Origin of the sequence: Pelomonas baiyunensis, from assembly GCF_043555935.1 — a bacterium.
GTDB classification, from domain to species: Bacteria; Pseudomonadota; Gammaproteobacteria; order Burkholderiales; family Burkholderiaceae_C; genus Pelomonas; species Pelomonas baiyunensis.
The window spans coordinates 93,603-111,022 of sequence record NZ_JBIGIB010000006.1; the positions used below are offsets into that span (position 1 = coordinate 93,603).

A 17,420-nucleotide genomic window follows, 5' to 3' on the forward strand; every position below is an offset into this window, starting at 1 on the left:
GTCAAGGCGCGGCCACGCGCAGGCGCGGCGGGCCGAGTTGGAAGGCACGGGGGCCGTAGCCGCGATAACTGCCGTCCGCCGCGATCACGCGGCCCAGCAGGATGTCGCGGTACCAGGGCAGCCAGCCGTGCTGGTTGTTGGCGTAGAGGTTTTGTTCGCCGCCGTGCAGGTAGCCCTCAGGCAAGGGCACACCCAGGCGGTCGAAATAACTGTCCAGCCCGTGCATGGGCTCGTGCACGAACACTTCGATGGGCTCGTTCTGCCACGACACCCAGGCCGCCGCGGGCGTGGCGCCGCCGTTCACGGTGACCCACAGCGTGCCGTTGGACGCCGCGCTGGCGCCCGGCCCCCAACCCCAGCCGCCGGCGACCGGCGCGCCTGCCGCGTCCACCCCGGAGATGTAGAACACGGCGGCCGTGTCGTAGCGACCGAGGGGCAAGAAGGCCGCCACATCGGCTGGCATCGTCGCGGCCGAGGGCAGGGCGTTGCCGCCTTCCACCACCGCAGACGTCATGGGGGAGGCGATGACGCTGTCGCCCACCCAGCGCACGCGGCCGTCGGTGGCGCGCTGGAACCACACGGGCAGGTGGTCTCGGTAGGCGAGTTGCACGGCGGCCTGCGTGTCCGCCGGGATGCGGCCGATCATGCGCGGGCTTGCCACATCGGTGCTGGGCTTGATCAGCAGCCGTCCGCGCAGCTCGAATTCCACGGGCGCCACGCGTTCGCCATACCCCACCGGTTCCAGGTAGAGGTCGGACTGTGCATCGCAGGCCCCCAGAGTCGCGGCCTCGCTCTCGTTCAGGCGCAGGCACTCGCTGTCGCCGTCGCTGCGGTGCAGCCGAAAGCGTCCAGGCGCCGCGTCACTGCGGGCGCGCAGGGTCTCCAGCGTCCAGCCGGGCGCGGCCGCGTTGCAGGCCACCAGCGGCACGGCGGGCGAGGCGGCGCCCAGGCACTGGTCGCGGCTGGCCAGCGCGAAGCGGTAGCTGCCGTTGGCTTGGGCCCGCAGGCGCCATTGCTGATCGGGGTGGCCGCTGTACGGTCGCATCGCGAAGCGGCCGGAGGCCTGCCAACTGGCGGTCAGCCGTGAACTGGCCGACACCAGGCGCCACAACCCGGCTTCCAGCGGATCCGCACTGGCGGCGGGCAGGTCGCTGCCGACGCTGACGAGCGTGGGCGTGCGGTCCCAGGTGCTGCGGGGTTGCAGGCACAGCTGCGCTTGCGTCTGCGTGCCCGCCGCCACGGCAGGGGCCAGGGCGTCGGATCGCACCGTGATGAAGCCGGTGGTGCCCTCCGCCCGAGCGCCGGGCGTGCTGCGCAAGGTCCACACGCCCAGGTCCACCACGGCTTCCCAGCGCTGAAGGGGGGCGCTGGGGTGGCGGTTGAACACGTCGAGGTTCAGGCACACGCTGGCGTCCCAGCCGGCCGGAATGGAGATCCGGGCGCGAACCCCGTTCAGGCCGGGCATGGCGCCTCGGGCGTCGTCGGGCTCCACGGCGGGCGGTGCCGGTGGTTGCAGGGGCGAGACGCTGGGCGTGGGGGCCGGCGCAGGGGTGGGGGCGATGGCGCTGCTGCTGCCACCGCCTCCGCACGCGCTGAGCGCGCAGAGGGCCACGATGCAGGCCGCCACGCAGGCCGCCGTCGCGCCGGGGCTCAAGCGCGAGCGGCGCGTGCGGTCGTGGCGGGGGGCGCAGGTCATGGCGGCACACATTCGGTGGGTGAATCGCCCGGTGGACCGTGCGGCCCCGCGGCCGCGCCCTGCAGGCGACGGGCAGTTTAGGGGCCCGTCGCACCGAGGGCCCGCCTCACGGCCCGCCCTCGGTAATTTCACCGATCTCAGCCGCGGTAGTTGTTCAGCATCGGGTAGCGGCGTGCCACCAAGCCAAACACGGCGGCCGCCACCAGGGCGAAGCCGGCGAAGAAGAACATCAGGCAGGCGGTTTCGCTGTACCCGGTGGACTGGATCGCCGCCAAGGCGCTGGGGCTCTTGATGCTGATGTTGGACAGCAGCACCCACAGGTTGCCCACCGTGACCGACAGGCTCCAGAAGCTCATGATGGTGCCCTTCATCGACAGCGGCGCCTGGCTGTACGCGAACTCCAGCCCGGTGGCCGACACCAGCACCTCGCCCAGCGTCAGCAAGGCATACGGAAGCATCTGCCAGACGATGCTGACCGCGTTACCCGCGTCCAGCCACAACTGCAACACGCCGGCCACGATCCAGGCCGCGCCGGCCAGCGCAATGCCCGCACCCATGCGGCGCAGCGCCGTCACGCGCACGCCGGTGCGCTCCAGCAGCGGGTAGAGCACCAGGTTGTTGAAGGGGATGAGGATCATCACCAGCGCCGGGTTCAGCGCCTGCATCATGGACGACTCGAACCACTCGGGCTTGGTCATCTGGTTGGCCTGCAGCACCCAGGTGGAGGCCTTCTGGTCGAACAGCGACCAGAACGGCGTGACCAGCGCAAACAGCACCAGCACGCGCAGCACGGCGCGCACGCCGTCCACCGCATCGTCCGGATGCACGCCGCGTGCGCGCTCCAGTTGCAGGGCTGCGCCCACGCCGCCGAAGGCCATCACCAGCACCAGGGCCAGGCACACCGCCGGCACGAAGCCGAGGCTGCCCATCTGGCTCAGGCTGTAGGCCGCCAGCCCCAGGCCCAGCACCGCAACCGACAGCCCCAGGCCGCCGGCCTTCAGGGCCGTGAGCACCACCTTCAGGAAGCTGTGCGGGTTGGCGCCGCGGGCGGGTTCGTGCACGTACTTGTGGCGGCCGCTCCAGAGGATCAGCGTGGCCAGGGCCATCAGCACGCCGGGCAGGCCGAAGGCGATGCTGGCGCCGTACTTCTTCAGGATCAGCGGCATCAGCAGCGACGCGAAGAAGCTGCCGAAGTTGATGATCCAGTAGAACGCGTCGTACACCTTCTGGGCCAGGGACCGGTTGCTCTTGTCGAACTGGTCGCCCACGAAGGAGCTCACCAGCGGCTTGATGCCGCCGGAGCCGAGCGAGATCAGGAACAGGCCGAAGTAGAAGCCCCGCAGGTTGTTCTCGAAGATCGCCAGGCAGGCGTGGCCCGCGCAGTACAGCAGGCTCAGCCAGAAGATCGTGGGGTACTTGCCGAAGAAGCGGTCGGCCAGCCAGCCGCCCAGCAGCGGGAAGAAATACACGCCGATCACGAAGGTGTGGAACACCTCCTTGGCCTCGGCCTTGCGCAGGTCCTCGGGCACGGCCATCAGCAGGCTGGTCATGAGGAACATCGTCAGGATGTTGCGCATGCCGTAGAAGCTGAAGCGCTCACAGCCTTCGTTGCCGATGATGTACGGAATCTGCGGCGGCATCTTGGCCGCCGCGGCAGGCGCGTGGGGGTTCGCGGAGAGGGTGGTCATGAAGCAGCCTCGATGGAGCTCAGGAATGGAAAACGCCGCACGGCTTGTGGCCGGCGGCGTTTGAGGGGGCGGAAATCAGCCGTGGCGCATCATGCCTCGAAAGGCAGCTTCACCTGGCTCAGATCCTTGCGGGTTTCCACGAGCACCAGCGGGCCTTCGTCCAGCACCACCACCGGTGCCGGTTCACGGCCCAGCGGGGCCGGGGCGGGCTCGGCGGCAATCGCGACTTGTGCGGCAGCGATCTTGTCGGCGTCGGAGTTGACCCACTGCAGGCCGGCAGCGTCGGCAATCGCGTGCAGTTCGCTCATCGGCAGCGCGAACGGCTGCACCACGGGGGCGGTAGGCGCGGCTGCGGCAGGCGCTTCGGCCACAGGCGCCGGTGCGGCAGCAGCCGGTGCCGCGGCGTTGGCCATGGCGTCTTCGATCAGCGAGCTTTGCACCGGCGCGGCAGCGTCGGCGGCCGGGGCGTCCTGGCCATCAGCGGCTGCGTCTTCGCGGCGGTTGCGGTTGCGGCCGCGGCCGCCACGGCGACGGCTTTCGCGGCCATGGCCTTCACCTGCGTCGTCACCTTCGGCGGCGGCGGCACCGCCCTCGGCGGGCGCGTCGATCGCAGCCGATGCCGCGGCGTCGGTGCCTTCCGCGGTGTCAGTGGTGGACGGTGCGGCTGCGCCGTCCGAGCCGGCTTGGTCGTCGCGGTCACGGCCACCACGGCGGCGGCGGCGGCCACGGCCTTGGCGTTCTTCGCCGGCCGGGGTGTCGCCGGTGGGCGGCAACGCGCCTTCGGCCTGGCTGTCGACGAACGCGGGCGGCGAGTCATGCGCGGCGGCCTGATCTTCGGTCAGCGACGCGGTGACGGGCAGGGCGGCCGTCACGTCCGCCGGGGTGCGCTCGGCACGGTCCGGGCGGTCTTGACGCTCACCACGCGGGCGGCGTTCGCCACGCTCGCTGCGCTCACCACGTTCTGCGCGCTCCGTGCGTTCGCCACGCTCCGGACGCTGCGTCGAGGCCTCGGCCTTGTCGCCTGCTTCCGGACGCTTGTTGTTGCGGTCACCGCGGTCGTTGCGGCCCTCTTGGGGCTTGCCGTCGCGGCGGCCACCGGCGTTGCGGCCGTCGCTGCGCTCACCACGCTCGCCACGTTCCCCGCGCTCGCTGCGGTCGCCACGGCGGCCGTCGCGGCGACCGTCACGGCCGCCTTCGCGCTTGGGTTTGTCGGTTGCGGCCGGGGCCGGAGCCGGGGCTTCCACGGCCGGAGCCGGCGCCGGTGCAGCCGCGCCGCCACCGAAGAGGGCGCCGAACAGACGGCTGAAGAAGCCCTTGGGGGCGGGGGCCGGCGCGGCCACGACCGGCGCCGGTGCGGCTACGGGGGCTGCGACCGGGGCGGGGGCGGGTTCCGGCATGGGCGCCGGCTGCTCGGGCAGGATGCCCTTGATCACAGGCTCCTGCTTGTTCTTCTTCTCGACGTCGCCACGGCGGGTGATGCCCACCTCGTCGGTCGGCTCGTCGATCATGGTGTAGCTGGCCTGCAGGTTTTCCAGACGCGGGTCGTCGTGGCGCAGGCGCTCCAGCTTGTAGTTCGGCGTCTCGAGGTGCTTGTTGGGCACCAGCAGCACGGTCACGCGCTGCTTGAGTTCGATCTTGGTGATCTCGGTGCGCTTCTCGTTCAGCAGGAACGACGTCACTTCCACCGGCACTTGCACGTGCACGGCGGCGGTGTTGTCCTTCATGGCCTCTTCCTGGACCATGCGCAGGATTTGCAGCGCCGAGGACTCCGTGTCGCGGATGTGGCCGGTGCCGTTGCAGCGCGGGCAGGTGATGTGGTTGCCTTCGCTGAGGGCCGGGCGCAGGCGCTGGCGGCTCATTTCCAGCAGGCCGAACTTGCTGATGGAGGCGAACTGCACGCGGGCGCGGTCGTTGCGCAGGGCGTCGCGCAGGCGCTGTTCCACGTCACGGCGGTTCTTGGACTCCTCCATGTCGATGAAGTCCACGACGATCAGGCCGCCCAGGTCGCGCAGGCGCATCTGGCGGGCGATTTCGTCGGCCGCTTCCAGGTTGGTGCGGGTGGCGGTTTCTTCGATGTCGCCGCCGCGGGTGGCGCGGGCGGAGTTGACGTCCACCGAGACGAGCGCTTCGGTGTGGTCGATGACGATGGCGCCGCCCGAGGGCAGGTTCACCGTGCGGCTGTGGGCCGTCTCGATCTGGTGCTCGATCTGGAAGCGGCTGAACAGCGGCGCGTCATCGCGGTAGCGCTTCACGCGATGGCCCTGGTCGGGCATCACGTGGTTCATGAACTGGTGGGCCTGCTCGAACAGGTCGTCCGTGTCGATCAGGATCTCGCCGATGTCGGCGGTGAAGTAGTCGCGGATGGCGCGGATGACCAGCGACGACTCCTGGTAAATCAGGAAGGCGCCTTTGCCCGCCTTGGAGGCGCCGTCGATGGCGTCCCACAGCTTGAGCATGTAGTTCAGGTCCCACTGCAGCTCGGCGGCAGAGCGGCCGATGCCGGCGGTGCGGGCGATCAGGCTCATGCCCTTGGGGTACTGGAGCTGGTCGAGGTTTTCCTTCAGCTCTTCGCGGTCTTCGCCCTCGATGCGGCGGCTCACGCCACCACCCCGCGGGTTGTTGGGCATCAGCACCAGGTAGCGACCGGCCAGCGAGATGAAGGTGGTGAGCGCCGCACCCTTGTTGCCGCGCTCTTCCTTCTCGACCTGCACCAGCAGTTCCTGGCCTTCCTTGATCGCGTCCTTGATGGTCGCGTTCTTGACGTCGGTGCCTTCGCGGAAGAACTGGCGCGAGATTTCCTTGAACGGCAGGAAGCCGTGGCGGTCTTCACCGTAGTCCACGAAGCAGGCTTCGAGCGAGGGCTCGACCCGCGTCACCACGGCCTTGTAGATGTTGCCCTTGCGCTGCTCGCGGCCTTCGATTTCGGTCTCGAAGTCCAGCAGCTTCTGGCCATCAACGATTGCGAGGCGCCGCTCTTCCGGCTGCGTCGCATTGATCAGCATGCGTTTCATGTCATCACTCCTTCGCGCGCTTCGGGTGGAAGCGCGCCACGTCAAGCCACCCGCAGGTGGCGTTCAAGACGCACGAGCGACAGCGTGGAACCGTGGAAGGAGTGCCCTGGACCGCTCGGGTTTCTGACGGAGGTCAGACGTCGAGCAGCGTTGGCGCATGCGACCGGCTCTTCTTGCCGCGGGAAAGCTCTGCCTCGTCCTGGCCGCATGCCAAGGCGCCGGACCGGACGACCACCGCAGCTTCTGGCTGGGGTCGCGCGGCGGGGCGCAGCGGGTGGGGAAGGGAAGGGCTCATCCGCGGAGGAGGGCTGGACGCTGGTGCGAGCGTTTGCGGCCCGGCCTGAAAGACCGATCGCGCGCGCTCACACCGTGAAAACCTTGTTTGGCAACCGTGGCGCTTCTCGCGGTGAGGCGGGGTGAAGTCGCACGGGTGGGTTCCGGGTGTCATCGCTCTGCCGCATCGAGTGGCCCACCGCGATTTCACTTGGGGAAACCGCCTGCCGGCTGCTGGATGCGTTGCATCGCCTGGTTGTGCCTGTGGGGCGGGCCCCACGGACGCCTCGTTGCCGCCGCTAAAATCAAAAAAATCAAACACTTACGGCAGCAACGTGGTGAAAAGGATTATAGGGGCAGGCCCTGCGGCCCCTGCCACGGGGGCGACCACCGCCGTGAGTACGGATAAACCCGCAGTTCGGCGTGTCATCGTGGACGAGGGTTCGGCCGGCCAGCGGCTGGACAACTTCCTGCTGCGCGAGCTCAAGGGCGTGCCCAAAACCCATGTCTACCGGGTGATCCGGGCGGGCGAAGTGCGGGTGAACAAGGGTCGCGCACAGGCCGACACCCGGCTGGAACTGGGCGACGAGGTGCGCATTCCGCCGGTCCGGGTGCCGGAGCGGGCCGCGGCGCCAGCAGCCCCGGCGCGGGAGTTTCCCGTGGTGTTCGAAGACGAGCACCTGCTGGTGATCGACAAGCCCGCCGGGGTGGCGGTGCACGGCGGCTCGGGCGTGAGTTACGGCGTCATTGAAGCGCTGCGCCGAGCCCGGCCGACGGCCAAGTTCCTGGAACTGGTGCATCGGCTGGACAAGGAAACCTCGGGCCTCTTGATGATTGCCAAGAAGCGCAGCGCGCTGGTGAATTTGCAGGATCAACTGCGCGACCGCGAGACGGGCAAGACGTATGCGGCACTCGTGTGGGGCGACTGGCCGGCCAAGCTCAAGGTCATCGACGTGCCCTTGGTGAAGTTCATCGGCAGCGACGGCGAACGCTGGGTGCGCCCGGGCAAAGAGGGTGAGGAAGACGCCAAGCGTTCCATCAGCCTCGTCAAGGTCGTGCAGACCACACCGCAGTTCAGCCTGTTGGACGTGACCATCAAAACCGGCCGCACGCACCAGATTCGTGTGCATTTGCAGCAGGCCGGCCACCCCATCGTGGGCGACCCCAAATACGGTGATTTCGAGAAGAACCGAACCCTGGCGCGGGGCGGCGAGCGCTTTGACCGCATGTTCCTGCACGCGCGCCGCCTGCGGTTCCAGCACCCCGCCACCGGCGAGGAGGTGACCCTGGAAGCCCCGCTGCCGCCCGAGTGTGAGAAGCTGATCGCCCCATGACCGCGACCCGACCCCAACGCTTTGACCTGATCGCCTTCGATTGGGACGGCACCCTGTTCGACTCCACGGCGCTGATCGCCCGCTGCATCCAGCGCGCGGCGGTGGACATTGGCGTGCCCGAGCCGGACTTTGAGCGGGCCAAGTACGTCATCGGCCTGGGCTTGCGCGACGCCTTGGAACACGCCGTGCCGGACCTTCCGGAGGCGCGCTACCCGGAACTGGGTTTGCGCTTTCGGCACCACTACCTGTCGGCCGAAGACGAGTTGTCGTTCTTCGACGGCACGTTGGACATGCTCGCGGCGCTGAAAGCCCGCCATCACTGGCTGGCCGTGGCCACTGGCAAGACGCGCAAGGGCCTGGACCGGCTGCTGCACGCCCGCGAGCTGCAGCGCGTGTTCGACGGCACACGCACGGCGGACGAGACGCAGTCCAAGCCGCACCCGCAGATGTTGCTGGAGCTGATGCGCGAGTTCGGCGTGGAGCCCGAGCGCACGCTGATGATCGGCGACACCACGCACGACCTGCAGCTCGCCGCCAACGCCGGCGCGCCGTGTGTTGCGGTGAGCTTTGGGGCGCATGACCCCGATGCGTTCGCGCCGTTCAATCCTTTGTTCATTGCGCACTCCACGCGGGAGTTGCACGACTGGCTGGTGGCCCATGCCTGAGCAGCCCATCGCGCCGCCGCAGCGGCTGTGCGCGTCGGCGGACCTGCCGGAGCGCGGCAAGGCCGTCAGTTTTGACGTGTTGCAGTGGCGCGAGCCGGTGCGGGCGTTCGCCTTGCGGTTCGAGGGGCAGGCGGTGGCTTACCTGAACCGCTGTGCCCACGTGCCCACCGAGATGGACTGGCAGGAAGGCGAGTTCCTAGACGGCGACAAGCGCTACATCATGTGCAGCATCCACGGCGCGGTGTACGACCCGCTGTCAGGTCGCTGCCTCATGGGCCCCTGCACCCGCGGCCGGCTCACCAAGATCGAATTGACCGAGCGTGACGGCGAGGTGTTCTGGCACCCGACGGCCGACACGCGCCCCGCCTTTGAAGACTGAAGCATGACCTCCCCTGTTGACGATCTGCCGCCCCCCATGCCCGAACCCGTGGGCGCCCCTGTGGCCGCACCCGTGGCTGCACCCGCCGTGCCCGAGCCGCTGATGGCGGAGCTGGCCCGCGAATTCCTGCGTGAGCGCCGGCAGGAGCGCCGCTGGCGCAACGTGTGGCGCTTCTTCTGGCTGGGGCTGGCGGGCCTGGTGGCGTACAGCGCCTGGACGCAGGGCCGGCATGTCACGCCCAGCACCACGCCGCACACCGCGCTGGTGGAAGTGCGGGGCGAGATTGCGGCCGACACCGAAGCCAGCGCCGAGTTGCTGCTGGCCGCGTTGAAGGACGCCTTCAAGGACGAAGGCGCCCAGGCGGTGGTGCTGCGCATCAACTCGCCCGGCGGCAGCCCGGTGCAGGCGGGCATCGTGTACGACGAGATCAAGCGGCTCAAGCAGCTGTACGACAAGCCGGTGTACGCGGTGGTGGAGGAAATCTGCGCGTCCGGGGCCTATTACATCGCTGCCGCTGCTGACGACATCTACGTGGATAAGGCCTCGGTGGTGGGTTCCATCGGCGTGCTGATGGACGGCTTCGGCTTCACCGGCCTGATGGACAAGCTGGGCGTGGAGCGCCGCCTGCTGACCGCCGGGGAGAACAAGGGCATGCTGGACCCGTTCAGCCCCGTGTCGCCCAAGCAGCGCGCGTACGCCCAGGCCATGCTCGATCAGATCCACCAGCAATTCATCACGGTGGTGCGCGAAGGCCGGGGCTCGCGCTTGAAGGAAACGCCGGACACCTTCTCGGGACTGTTCTGGAACGGCGAGCAGGCCGTGAACCTTGGGCTGGCCGATCACTTCGGCAACCTCGACTACGTGGCGCGCGAGGTGGTGAAGGCTGAGGACGTGATCGACTACACCCCGCGCGACAACGTGGCCGAGCGGCTGGCCAAGCGCTTCGGCGCTGCCGCCGGGGCCGGCGCGGTGAAGGCGCTGCGCGAGCTGGCGCCCATGCGCTGAGACAACGCGTTCGCAAGCGTCAACAAAAAAGGCCGCAGCCCGTGAGGACTGCGGCCTTGCGCTGAGCGCGGTTGCGCTTACTGCGTCTTGGTCGGGGTGGCGGCGGCGGTCACGGTGGCCGTGGCAGTCGTCGGGGCGGTGGCCGTGGTCGGTGCTTTGGCCGGTGCCGCGGCCGGTGCGGTCACCTTGACGTGCTTCTCCGCCGGTGCTGCGGGGGCGGACGCGTTCATGCCGCTCTCGCCAGCCTTGCTGGTGGCCTTGTCACCGGCCTTTTCACTGGCCTTGTCCGTCGTCTTGTGGCCCTTGTGATGGGCCGCATGCTTGGCGGCGGTCGGCGCAGTGGCCGAGGTGGCCGAGGTGGCGGCCGGTGCGGCAGGAGCGGCAGGCGTGGTTGCAGTCGCCACGGCAGGCTTGGCCGTCGGAGCCGGGGTGGCGGCGGCCGTGGCCGTCGGGGCAGCTGTCGGGGTGGCCGTCACGGCGGTGGTGGTCGCAGCGGGTGCCGTGGTGGCGGCGGGGGCCGCGACCTTCGTTTCAGCCGAGGTGGCAGTGGCCGCAGGGGCGGCGGTTTGTGCCAGGGCCACGCCCGAGGCGAGCGTGATGAGGGCGGTGGCGATCGAGGTCTTCAGCGTGTTCATCTTGAGGGCTCCAGGGTGGTTTCAGGTTTCGGTTCGGGCTTCGCGAAAGCTTGAGCAGACAACGACGCCTCGGTGCCCGTCGTTGACGCGGTTGCAAAGCCTTACACCCGCCAGAATCGGGTGCCATGAACACCTTCAACTGGACGGCTGGCTACCCCAGCCAACGCAGCCCGCTGTTCGCGCGCAACGTGGTTTCCACCTCGCACCCGCTGGCGGCGCAGGCCGGCTTGCGCGTGCTGCAGGCGGGCGGCAATGCGGTGGACGCCGCGATCGCCGCCGCCGCTTGCATGACGGTGGTGGAGCCCTGCAGCAACGGCCTCGGGTCGGACGCCTTCTGCATCCTGTGGGACGGCCGGCAACTGCATGGGCTCAATGCCTCCGGCCCCGCACCGGCTGCCTGGACGCCGAGCTTCTTCGAGGGTCAGGTCATGCCCCGTCGCGGTTGGGGCTCGGTCACGGTGCCCGGCGCCGTGGGCGGGTGGAGGGCGCTGAGCGAGCGGTTCGGACGGCTGCCGTTCGCCGACCTGATGCAGCCCGCCATCGAGATCGCCGAGCGCGGCTATGCCGTGCCGCCCATCGTGCAAGGCAAATGGGCGATGGCTGCGGCGCTGCACGAGATCACGTCGCAGCCGGGCTTTGCGCGGGCCTTCCTGCCCCGGGGGCGCGCACCCGCCATCGGTGAGCGCTTTTGCTTCCCCGATGCAGCCCGCAGCTTGAGGCTCATTGCCGAGACGCGCGGCGAGGCGTTCTACAGCGGCGAAATCGCTGCCGCGCTGGCGCGCTTTGCGCGAGACACAGGCGGCGCGCTGACGGAGGCCGACCTGGCCGGCTACCAGCCCGAGTGGGTCACGCCACTGGCGCAGGACTTCGCGGGCCACACGCTGCACGAGATCCCGCCCAACGGTCAGGGCATCGCAGCGCAAATGGCACTGGGCCTGCTGGCCTGCACCCAACACGCCGACCATCACGTGGACAGCCCCGAGGCGCAGCACCTGATGGTCGAAGCGATGAAGCTCGCGTTTGCGGATGTCTACCGCTTCGTCGCTGAGCCACACGCCATGGCGGTGAGCCCGGCTCAACTGCTGGACCCCGGCTACCTGGCCGAGCGTGCCCGCCTCATCGACCCCGCACGGGCCCAGGTCTTCGGCGCGGGCAACCCGATCAAGGGCGGCACCATCTACCTGACCGCGGCCGACGAGACCGGCATGATGGTCAGCTTCATCCAAAGCAACTACATGGGCTTCGGCTCGGGCCTGGTGCTGCCGGGCTATGGTGTGAGCCTTCAAAACCGCGGCCACTGCTTCACGCTGGAGCCCGGGCATGCCAACCAGGTGGCACCGGGCAAGCGGCCGTTCCACACCATCATTCCGGCGTTTCTGACGCAGAGCGGTGCACCGGTCATGAGCTTCGGCGTCATGGGCGGCAACATGCAGCCGCAGGGGCATCTGCAGACGCTTGTGCGCATGCTCTGCCACGGCCAGAACCCGCAGGCCGCGTGCGATGCGCCGCGCTGGCGGTTCAACGAGGGCTTGTCCATCAACGTGGAACGCCACATGCCCGCCGCCACCGTCGAAGGCCTGCGCGCGCGCGGCCACGAGATCGGCGACATCCACGACAGCTACCAAGACTTCGGCGCCGGCCAATTCATCTGGCGCCTGGGCGACCCGGCCGTGGACGGCTACGTGGCGGCCAGCGACCCGCGCCGAGACGGCGCTGCGGTGGGGTGGTGATGCTGGCGGCGCGGCGCCTGCACCCGGGGGATGACTTGCGTGCCACGCTGGGCGATGGCACCGGCTTCGTCGTGGCTGGCATCGGCAGCCTGCGACATGCCGAACTTCGCCTGGCCGGGGCGCCCGGGCCCACGCGCATCGACGGCCCGCTGGAGATCCTGTCGCTCAGCGGCAGCTTCACGCCCGCCGGCGTGCACCTGCACATCAGCGTGTCAGACGCGGCCGGGCGCGTGATGGGCGGGCATGTGTGCGCCGGCTGCGAGGTGCTCACCACGGCGGAGTTGTTGATCGCGCCGCTGCCGCCTGGCAGCCTGACACGGGCGCCGGACCCGGCCACCGGGTACACCGAGCTGGTCGTCCGCCACCCGTGACCGCTGGCACCCGACGCCGCAGGCTTGCGCTGCTAGCATGTACCGCATGACCAAGCTGCTCGATCTCGACTGACGGCGCTGTTGTGCGCGTGAAGCGCACCTGAAGCGCCCACGAAGCGCAGCCGGCCCGCCCGGCGTATCGTTCGTGCGCTTCACGCCGTCCTGCGCAGGTGCTGCCTGCGTGTTGAGTGGTCTTGAGCAGAGCCTAACCATGTGGTCTCGTCTGATGCAGTTTTTCACCCTCGCGCCTGGCGACTTGCTGCGCGACGCGGTGTACCGGCGGCTGTGGTCGTCCATCCTCATCTCCTCGCTCGGCGGGCAGATCACCATGCTCGCGCTGCCGCTCACGGCCGCCGTGCTGCTGAATGCCAGCCCCACGCAAATGGGCCTGCTGCAGGCGATGGAGATCCTGCCCTTCGTGCTGTTCTCGCTGCCGGCCGGCGTGCTGCTGGACCGGGTGCGCAAGCTGCCGGTCTACATCGCCGGTGAGAGCCTGCTGGCGGTGGCGGTCGCCACGGTGCCCCTGGCCGCCTGGATGGGCTGGCTGGGCATGGGCTGGCTCTATGTCGTCGGCTTCGTGCTCGGCTGTGTCTACACGGTGGCGGGCAGCGCGGCGCAGATCGTGCTGACGCAGGTCGTGCCGCGCGAACGCCTGGTGGAGGCCCACGCCAAGAACGCGCTGGCCTCGTCTGGCGCCGAGGTGGCCGGCCCGGGCCTGGCGGGTGCGCTCATCAAGCTGTTCGGGGCACCGCTGGCGCTGGCGGTGGACGCCGCGCTGCTGCTGATCTCGGCGGCCATCCTGCGCGGCGTCCAGGTCAAGGAGACCCTGGCCGAGCGGCGCGACCAGCACTTCTGGCAGGAGCTCAAGGCCGGCCTGCGTTTCGTGCGCGAGCGGCCGCTGCTGGTCAGCCTGGCCACGGCCACCGGGTCCTGGCAGATCTTCCACAACGCAGCGCTGGTGGTGCAGATCCTGTTCGCCACCCGCGAGCTGCGCTTGAGCCCGCAGACGGTCGGCCTGTCCTATGTGGCGCTGGGCGCGGGCACCGTGCTGGCCAGCATCTTTGGCCACCGCATCAGCCGGCGCCTCGGGCCGGGGCCATGCCTGGTGGTGGGCTACGGGGTGTGTGGCCTGGGCTGGCTGCAACTGGCCCTGACCCCGGCGGGTCAATTCGGCGTCATGAGTTTCGGCGTGATGCTCTTCGCTTTCGGGGTGGGCGCGGTGCTGATCTTCATCAACTTCCTGTCGCTGCGTCAGGCCGTCACGCCCGCGCCCATGCTGGGCCGCATGACGAGCACCATGCGCTGGCTGATCCTGTTGCCCGCGGGGCCCGGCGCCTTGATCGGCGGCTGGCTGGGCGAGCATGTCGGGTTGCGCGCGGCGCTCGGTTTTGCCGGCGTGGGCGCCTGCCTGCTTGCGCTCCTGGCCTGGCGCCACCCGGTCATCCGCGGCGTGCGCGAGCTGCCCAAACCGGTGGAGGTGGCCACAGCATGAGTACCGATCCGGTCCTCATCGACATCCCCGAGCGTTTGGATGGCGAGCGCACCCTCCTGATGGCACCGCGTGCCGGGCTAGGTGCCGAAATGGCGGTCGTCGTCACGCAATCGCTGGCCCACCTGCGTCCCTGGATGCCGTGGGCGCAGGACGCACCCAGCGCCGAGAGCGCCGAGCTGGTGGTGCGCCGCATGCAAGCCGACTTCATCGCGCGCACCGACCTGTGCTGGCAGATTTACGCCCGCCGGGCTGACGGCAGCCCCGGGCGGCTGCTGGGCGGCACCGGGCTGCACCGCATCGACTGGACGCTGCGCAAGTTCGAGATCGGCTACTGGGTCCGGCCGGATGCCGCTGGCCAAGGCCACGTGAGCGAGGCCGTGCGCCTGCTGTCGGTGCTGGCCTTCGGGCTGCTTGAGGCGCGGCGGGTGGAGATCCGCTGCGATGCGCGCAACCTGAAGAGCTGTGCCGTGGCTGAGCGCTGCGGGTTCGAGCTGGAGGGCGTGTTGCGCTGCGACACCCTCGGCGTGGACGGCCAGCCCAGGGACACGGCCGTCTACGCCCAGGTCGCCCGCCCGGCGGGCTGACCTGTGCGGCTGCTCAGAACAGGCTCACCTTCAGGCCGAGCTTGAAGGTGCGACCGTACTGCTCGTACTGGTAGTTCAGCGCCGGCACGCCGACGTAGGTGTAGTAGTGCTCGTTGTTGAGGTTCACACCCTCGAACGTGAGCTGCACCGACGGCGTGACCTTGTAGGACAGCGACAGGTCCACCTGCCGCTGTGCGGCCACGATCTGGTCCTGCGCGGGGTTGGTCACGTCGGCACCGAATTGCAGCAGGTACTTGGACTTGTGGTTGACGGCCAGGCGGGCGCTCAGCGGGCCGGCCTCATAGCCCAGCATCAGGTTGACGGTGCTGTCGGACTGGCCCGGCATGCGGCTGCGGCGCACCCGCTGCGACTGGCTGGCCGTGTCGAAGCGGCCGACGTCGGCTGTCGAATGCGTGAACGCCGCATTGGCGCCGACGATGAAGCCGCTCATCCAGCCCGGCAGGCTGCGCAGTTGCTGCTGCCAGGAGAGCTCCACGCCCTGCACGGTGGCGCGCGGGCCGTTGGCGTAGCTCGTCACGCTGGTGTAGCCCGCCCAGGGGCCGGTGCCGGCGAGGTTGGTGGCGTAGGTGAAGTCCTGGATGTCCTTGTGAAACAGGTAGGCGGACGCGGCACCGTCATTGCCCAGCGTCTGCTCCACGCCGAGGTCGAGGTTGTGGGCGCGCATGGGCGCGAGCTGCGGGTTGCCGAGGCTGGCCTCGGTGGTGCTGCTCAGCGTGACGGCGGGCGAGAGCTGGTCGAAGTTCGGCCGCACGACCGTGTTCGTCCACGCCGCGCGCAGGCTGGTGTCGCGGCTGAGCTTGTAGCGGGTGTGCAGGCCCGGCAGCCAATGGCTGTCGTCCCGCTCGAAGCGCGTGGGCGAGAGCACGCCGGCGACGGAGCTCTGGAAGCCCGCCGCGTCAAAGCGCGTGCGCTCGACGCGCAGGCCGGCCAGCACCATCCAGGCGGGGCTCAGGTCCATGGTGGCCTGCACGTAGCCGGCGTCGATGTTCTCGTGGATCTGGTAGTCGGACAGCGCCGAGGCGCCGGCCACCTTGGCCGGGTCGCGGGGCAGGGTGGCCAGGCGCGCACGCACCGCAGCGGCATCCATCGCCGGGCCGATGTCGCCCATGGAGAAGTCCAGCGTCGAGCCGGTAACGAAGGCCGACAGGGCGGTCGAGCCGGCGCCCCAGTAGTTGGCGCTGGTAGCCGAGGCGCTGCTGTAGGACCACTGGTCGGTGTCGTTGCGCTTCTCGCGGCGGGACAGCTTGGCGCCGAACTTGAGCGCCAGCTTGCCGCCGTCGGCCAGCGTGAAGGTGCGCGTCAGGTCCAGGCGGCCGTTGTGTTCATCGTCATCGCTCTGGCGCTTTTGCAGCGTGAAGCTGTTGAGCGTGTACTTGCTGGCGTCGTAGAGGGCGGCCGGGCCGGTCACGAGCGGCTTGACGGTGTCGGTGAAGGACACGCCCGCCACGTTGTTCTGGCGAAAGCGCGCGTCGTTGATCTGCTCCGGCGTGCGCTCCTTGCCGCCTCCCAGGCCCAGGTTCGCTTCCAGCAGCCAGTCGCCCAGGTCCTGCTCGGTGCCGGCCACCAGGGAGGTGATCGTGCGGGTGTACTTGCGGGCCCGCAGCCGGCGCTCGGCCCGCACGGTGGCGGTGGCGCCCTCGGCGACCGAGCCACCGGTGATGTTGCTGATCGTCAGGCGGTCGCGCTCTTCGTCGTCGCTGAAACGCGCCAGGATGCCGCGCAGGTAGAAGCTGCTCTCGGCCGAAGGCTTGTAGTCGACGTTGGCCGCAAAGGCGGCGCGGTCGCGGTTGGGGCGGTAGTGGCGCAGTTCCACGCCGGTCAGCTTGCCGGCAGCCCAGGCGCCGTCGGTTTCCACGTCTTCGGAGCCGAACTTGCGGCGGTCCACGTTGAGCGCGGCGGCGATGCCCAGCGTGCCGTCCATGAGGCGCGTGGCGCCCAGCAGGCTGGCGGCTGGGCTGGTCTGGCGGGAGAGCGCATCGCGGCTGACCGAGGTACCCGCGCTCAGCAGGCTGCGCGGCAGGTCGAAGGCCGACAGCGTCTTCACGTCCACGGTGCCGCCCAGCGAGTTGGCGTCCATGTCGGGCGTGAGGGACTTGATGACTTCCAGCGAGCGGATCAGGCCCGAAGGCAGCACGTCCATGCTCACGCCACGGCGGCTGGCCTCGGGCGATGGCACCAGAGACCCGTTGACGGTGATGGTGTTCATGTCGGGCCCCAGGCCTCGCACGACGACATAGCGGCCCTCGCCCTGGTCGCGCTGCACGGCCACGCCCGGTAGCCGGGCCAGCGACTCGGCGGCATTGATGTCGGGCAGGGCGCCGATGTCGTCGGCGACAACGGCGCTGACGATGTTGTCGGCCTCGGCTTGCATCTTCAGCGACTTGCGCAGGCTGGAGGCCTGGCCCGAGATGACCACCGCCTCCACCTTCTCGGCCGGTGCGGCGTTCTGGGCCTGCGCGGGCAGGCACAGGACGGCGGCGGCGACCGCGGTCAGGGTGGTGGACAGGTTGTCACGGAACATGGCTAGGCTTTCGGT

Annotated in this window: 13 protein-coding genes; 8 read left to right on the forward strand and 5 right to left on the reverse strand. The window is 69.5% G+C overall.

Annotation, left to right across the window (positions count from 1 at the left end; all coding sequences use genetic code 11):
- Position 1: 1 nt before the first annotated feature.
- From ACG01O_RS19145 to ACG01O_RS19155, 3 genes are all read right to left on the reverse strand, one after another.
- On the reverse strand, positions 2–1,696 hold the full coding sequence (locus ACG01O_RS19145; RefSeq protein WP_394387007.1) for a hypothetical protein: 1,695 nt from the start codon (positions 1,694–1,696) through the stop codon (positions 2–4).
- A 137-nt stretch (positions 1,697–1,833) separates the two neighbouring features.
- The gene (locus tag ACG01O_RS19150) at positions 1,834–3,384 is read right to left on the reverse strand and encodes a POT-type proton-dependent oligopeptide transporter (RefSeq protein WP_394387008.1); all 1,551 of its coding nucleotides are present in this window, start codon (positions 3,382–3,384) and stop codon (positions 1,834–1,836) included.
- Between the two features lie 89 nt (positions 3,385–3,473).
- Entirely contained in the window at positions 3,474–6,395 is a 2,922-nt protein-coding gene (locus ACG01O_RS19155; RefSeq protein WP_394387009.1) for an Rne/Rng family ribonuclease, read from the reverse strand.
- 668 nt (positions 6,396–7,063) lie between these two features.
- On the opposite strand from ACG01O_RS19155, the gene ACG01O_RS19160 reads away from it, so the two are divergent.
- From ACG01O_RS19160 to ACG01O_RS19175, 4 genes are read left to right on the forward strand one after another with little or no spacing between them, the layout of a single operon-like run.
- Positions 7,064–8,002: an RluA family pseudouridine synthase gene (locus ACG01O_RS19160; protein WP_394387010.1), complete on the forward strand. Its 939-nt coding sequence runs from the start codon at positions 7,064–7,066 to the stop codon at positions 8,000–8,002.
- Positions 7,999–8,667 carry an HAD family hydrolase gene (locus tag ACG01O_RS19165; RefSeq protein WP_394387011.1) on the forward strand — a complete coding sequence of 223 codons (669 nt, stop codon included), beginning with the start codon at positions 7,999–8,001 and terminating at the stop codon, positions 8,665–8,667. The genes ACG01O_RS19160 and ACG01O_RS19165 overlap by 4 nt, the downstream gene beginning before the upstream one ends.
- Positions 8,660–9,046 carry a Rieske (2Fe-2S) protein gene (locus tag ACG01O_RS19170; protein ID WP_394387012.1) on the forward strand — a complete coding sequence of 129 codons (387 nt, stop codon included), beginning with the start codon at positions 8,660–8,662 and terminating at the stop codon, positions 9,044–9,046. The genes ACG01O_RS19165 and ACG01O_RS19170 overlap by 8 nt, the downstream gene beginning before the upstream one ends.
- A gap of 3 nt (positions 9,047–9,049) precedes the next feature.
- Positions 9,050–10,051 (forward strand): S49 family peptidase, encoded by a 1,002-nt coding sequence (locus ACG01O_RS19175; protein ID WP_394387013.1) that lies wholly within the window; start codon positions 9,050–9,052, stop codon positions 10,049–10,051.
- Between the two features lie 77 nt (positions 10,052–10,128).
- On the opposite strand, the gene ACG01O_RS19180 is transcribed toward ACG01O_RS19175, so the two are convergent.
- Entirely contained in the window at positions 10,129–10,686 is a 558-nt protein-coding gene (locus ACG01O_RS19180; protein ID WP_394387014.1) for a hypothetical protein, read from the reverse strand.
- Between the two features lie 125 nt (positions 10,687–10,811).
- On the opposite strand from ACG01O_RS19180, the gene ACG01O_RS19185 reads away from it, so the two are divergent.
- The 4 genes from ACG01O_RS19185 (at position 10,812) to ACG01O_RS19200 (ending at position 14,863) form a co-directional block, all read left to right on the forward strand.
- A complete protein-coding gene (locus tag ACG01O_RS19185; RefSeq protein ID WP_394387015.1) occupies positions 10,812–12,416 on the forward strand; it encodes a gamma-glutamyltransferase family protein in 1,605 nt (534 codons plus the stop codon).
- The gene (locus ACG01O_RS19190) at positions 12,416–12,787 is read left to right on the forward strand and encodes a PPC domain-containing DNA-binding protein (RefSeq protein WP_394387016.1); all 372 of its coding nucleotides are present in this window, start codon (positions 12,416–12,418) and stop codon (positions 12,785–12,787) included. The genes ACG01O_RS19185 and ACG01O_RS19190 overlap by 1 nt, the downstream gene beginning before the upstream one ends.
- A gap of 211 nt (positions 12,788–12,998) precedes the next feature.
- Positions 12,999–14,279 (forward strand): MFS transporter, encoded by a 1,281-nt coding sequence (locus ACG01O_RS19195; protein WP_394387017.1) that lies wholly within the window; start codon positions 12,999–13,001, stop codon positions 14,277–14,279.
- Positions 14,276–14,863, forward strand: a complete 588-nt coding sequence (locus tag ACG01O_RS19200; protein ID WP_394387018.1) for a GNAT family N-acetyltransferase — start codon at positions 14,276–14,278, stop codon at positions 14,861–14,863. Before ACG01O_RS19195 ends, ACG01O_RS19200 begins: the two co-directional genes overlap by 4 nt.
- 13 nt (positions 14,864–14,876) lie before the next feature.
- Here ACG01O_RS19200 and ACG01O_RS19205 read toward each other — a convergent pair whose 3' ends face one another.
- Positions 14,877–17,405 carry a TonB-dependent receptor gene (locus tag ACG01O_RS19205; protein WP_394387019.1) on the reverse strand — a complete coding sequence of 843 codons (2,529 nt, stop codon included), beginning with the start codon at positions 17,403–17,405 and terminating at the stop codon, positions 14,877–14,879.
- Positions 17,406–17,420: the final 15 nt, after the last annotated feature.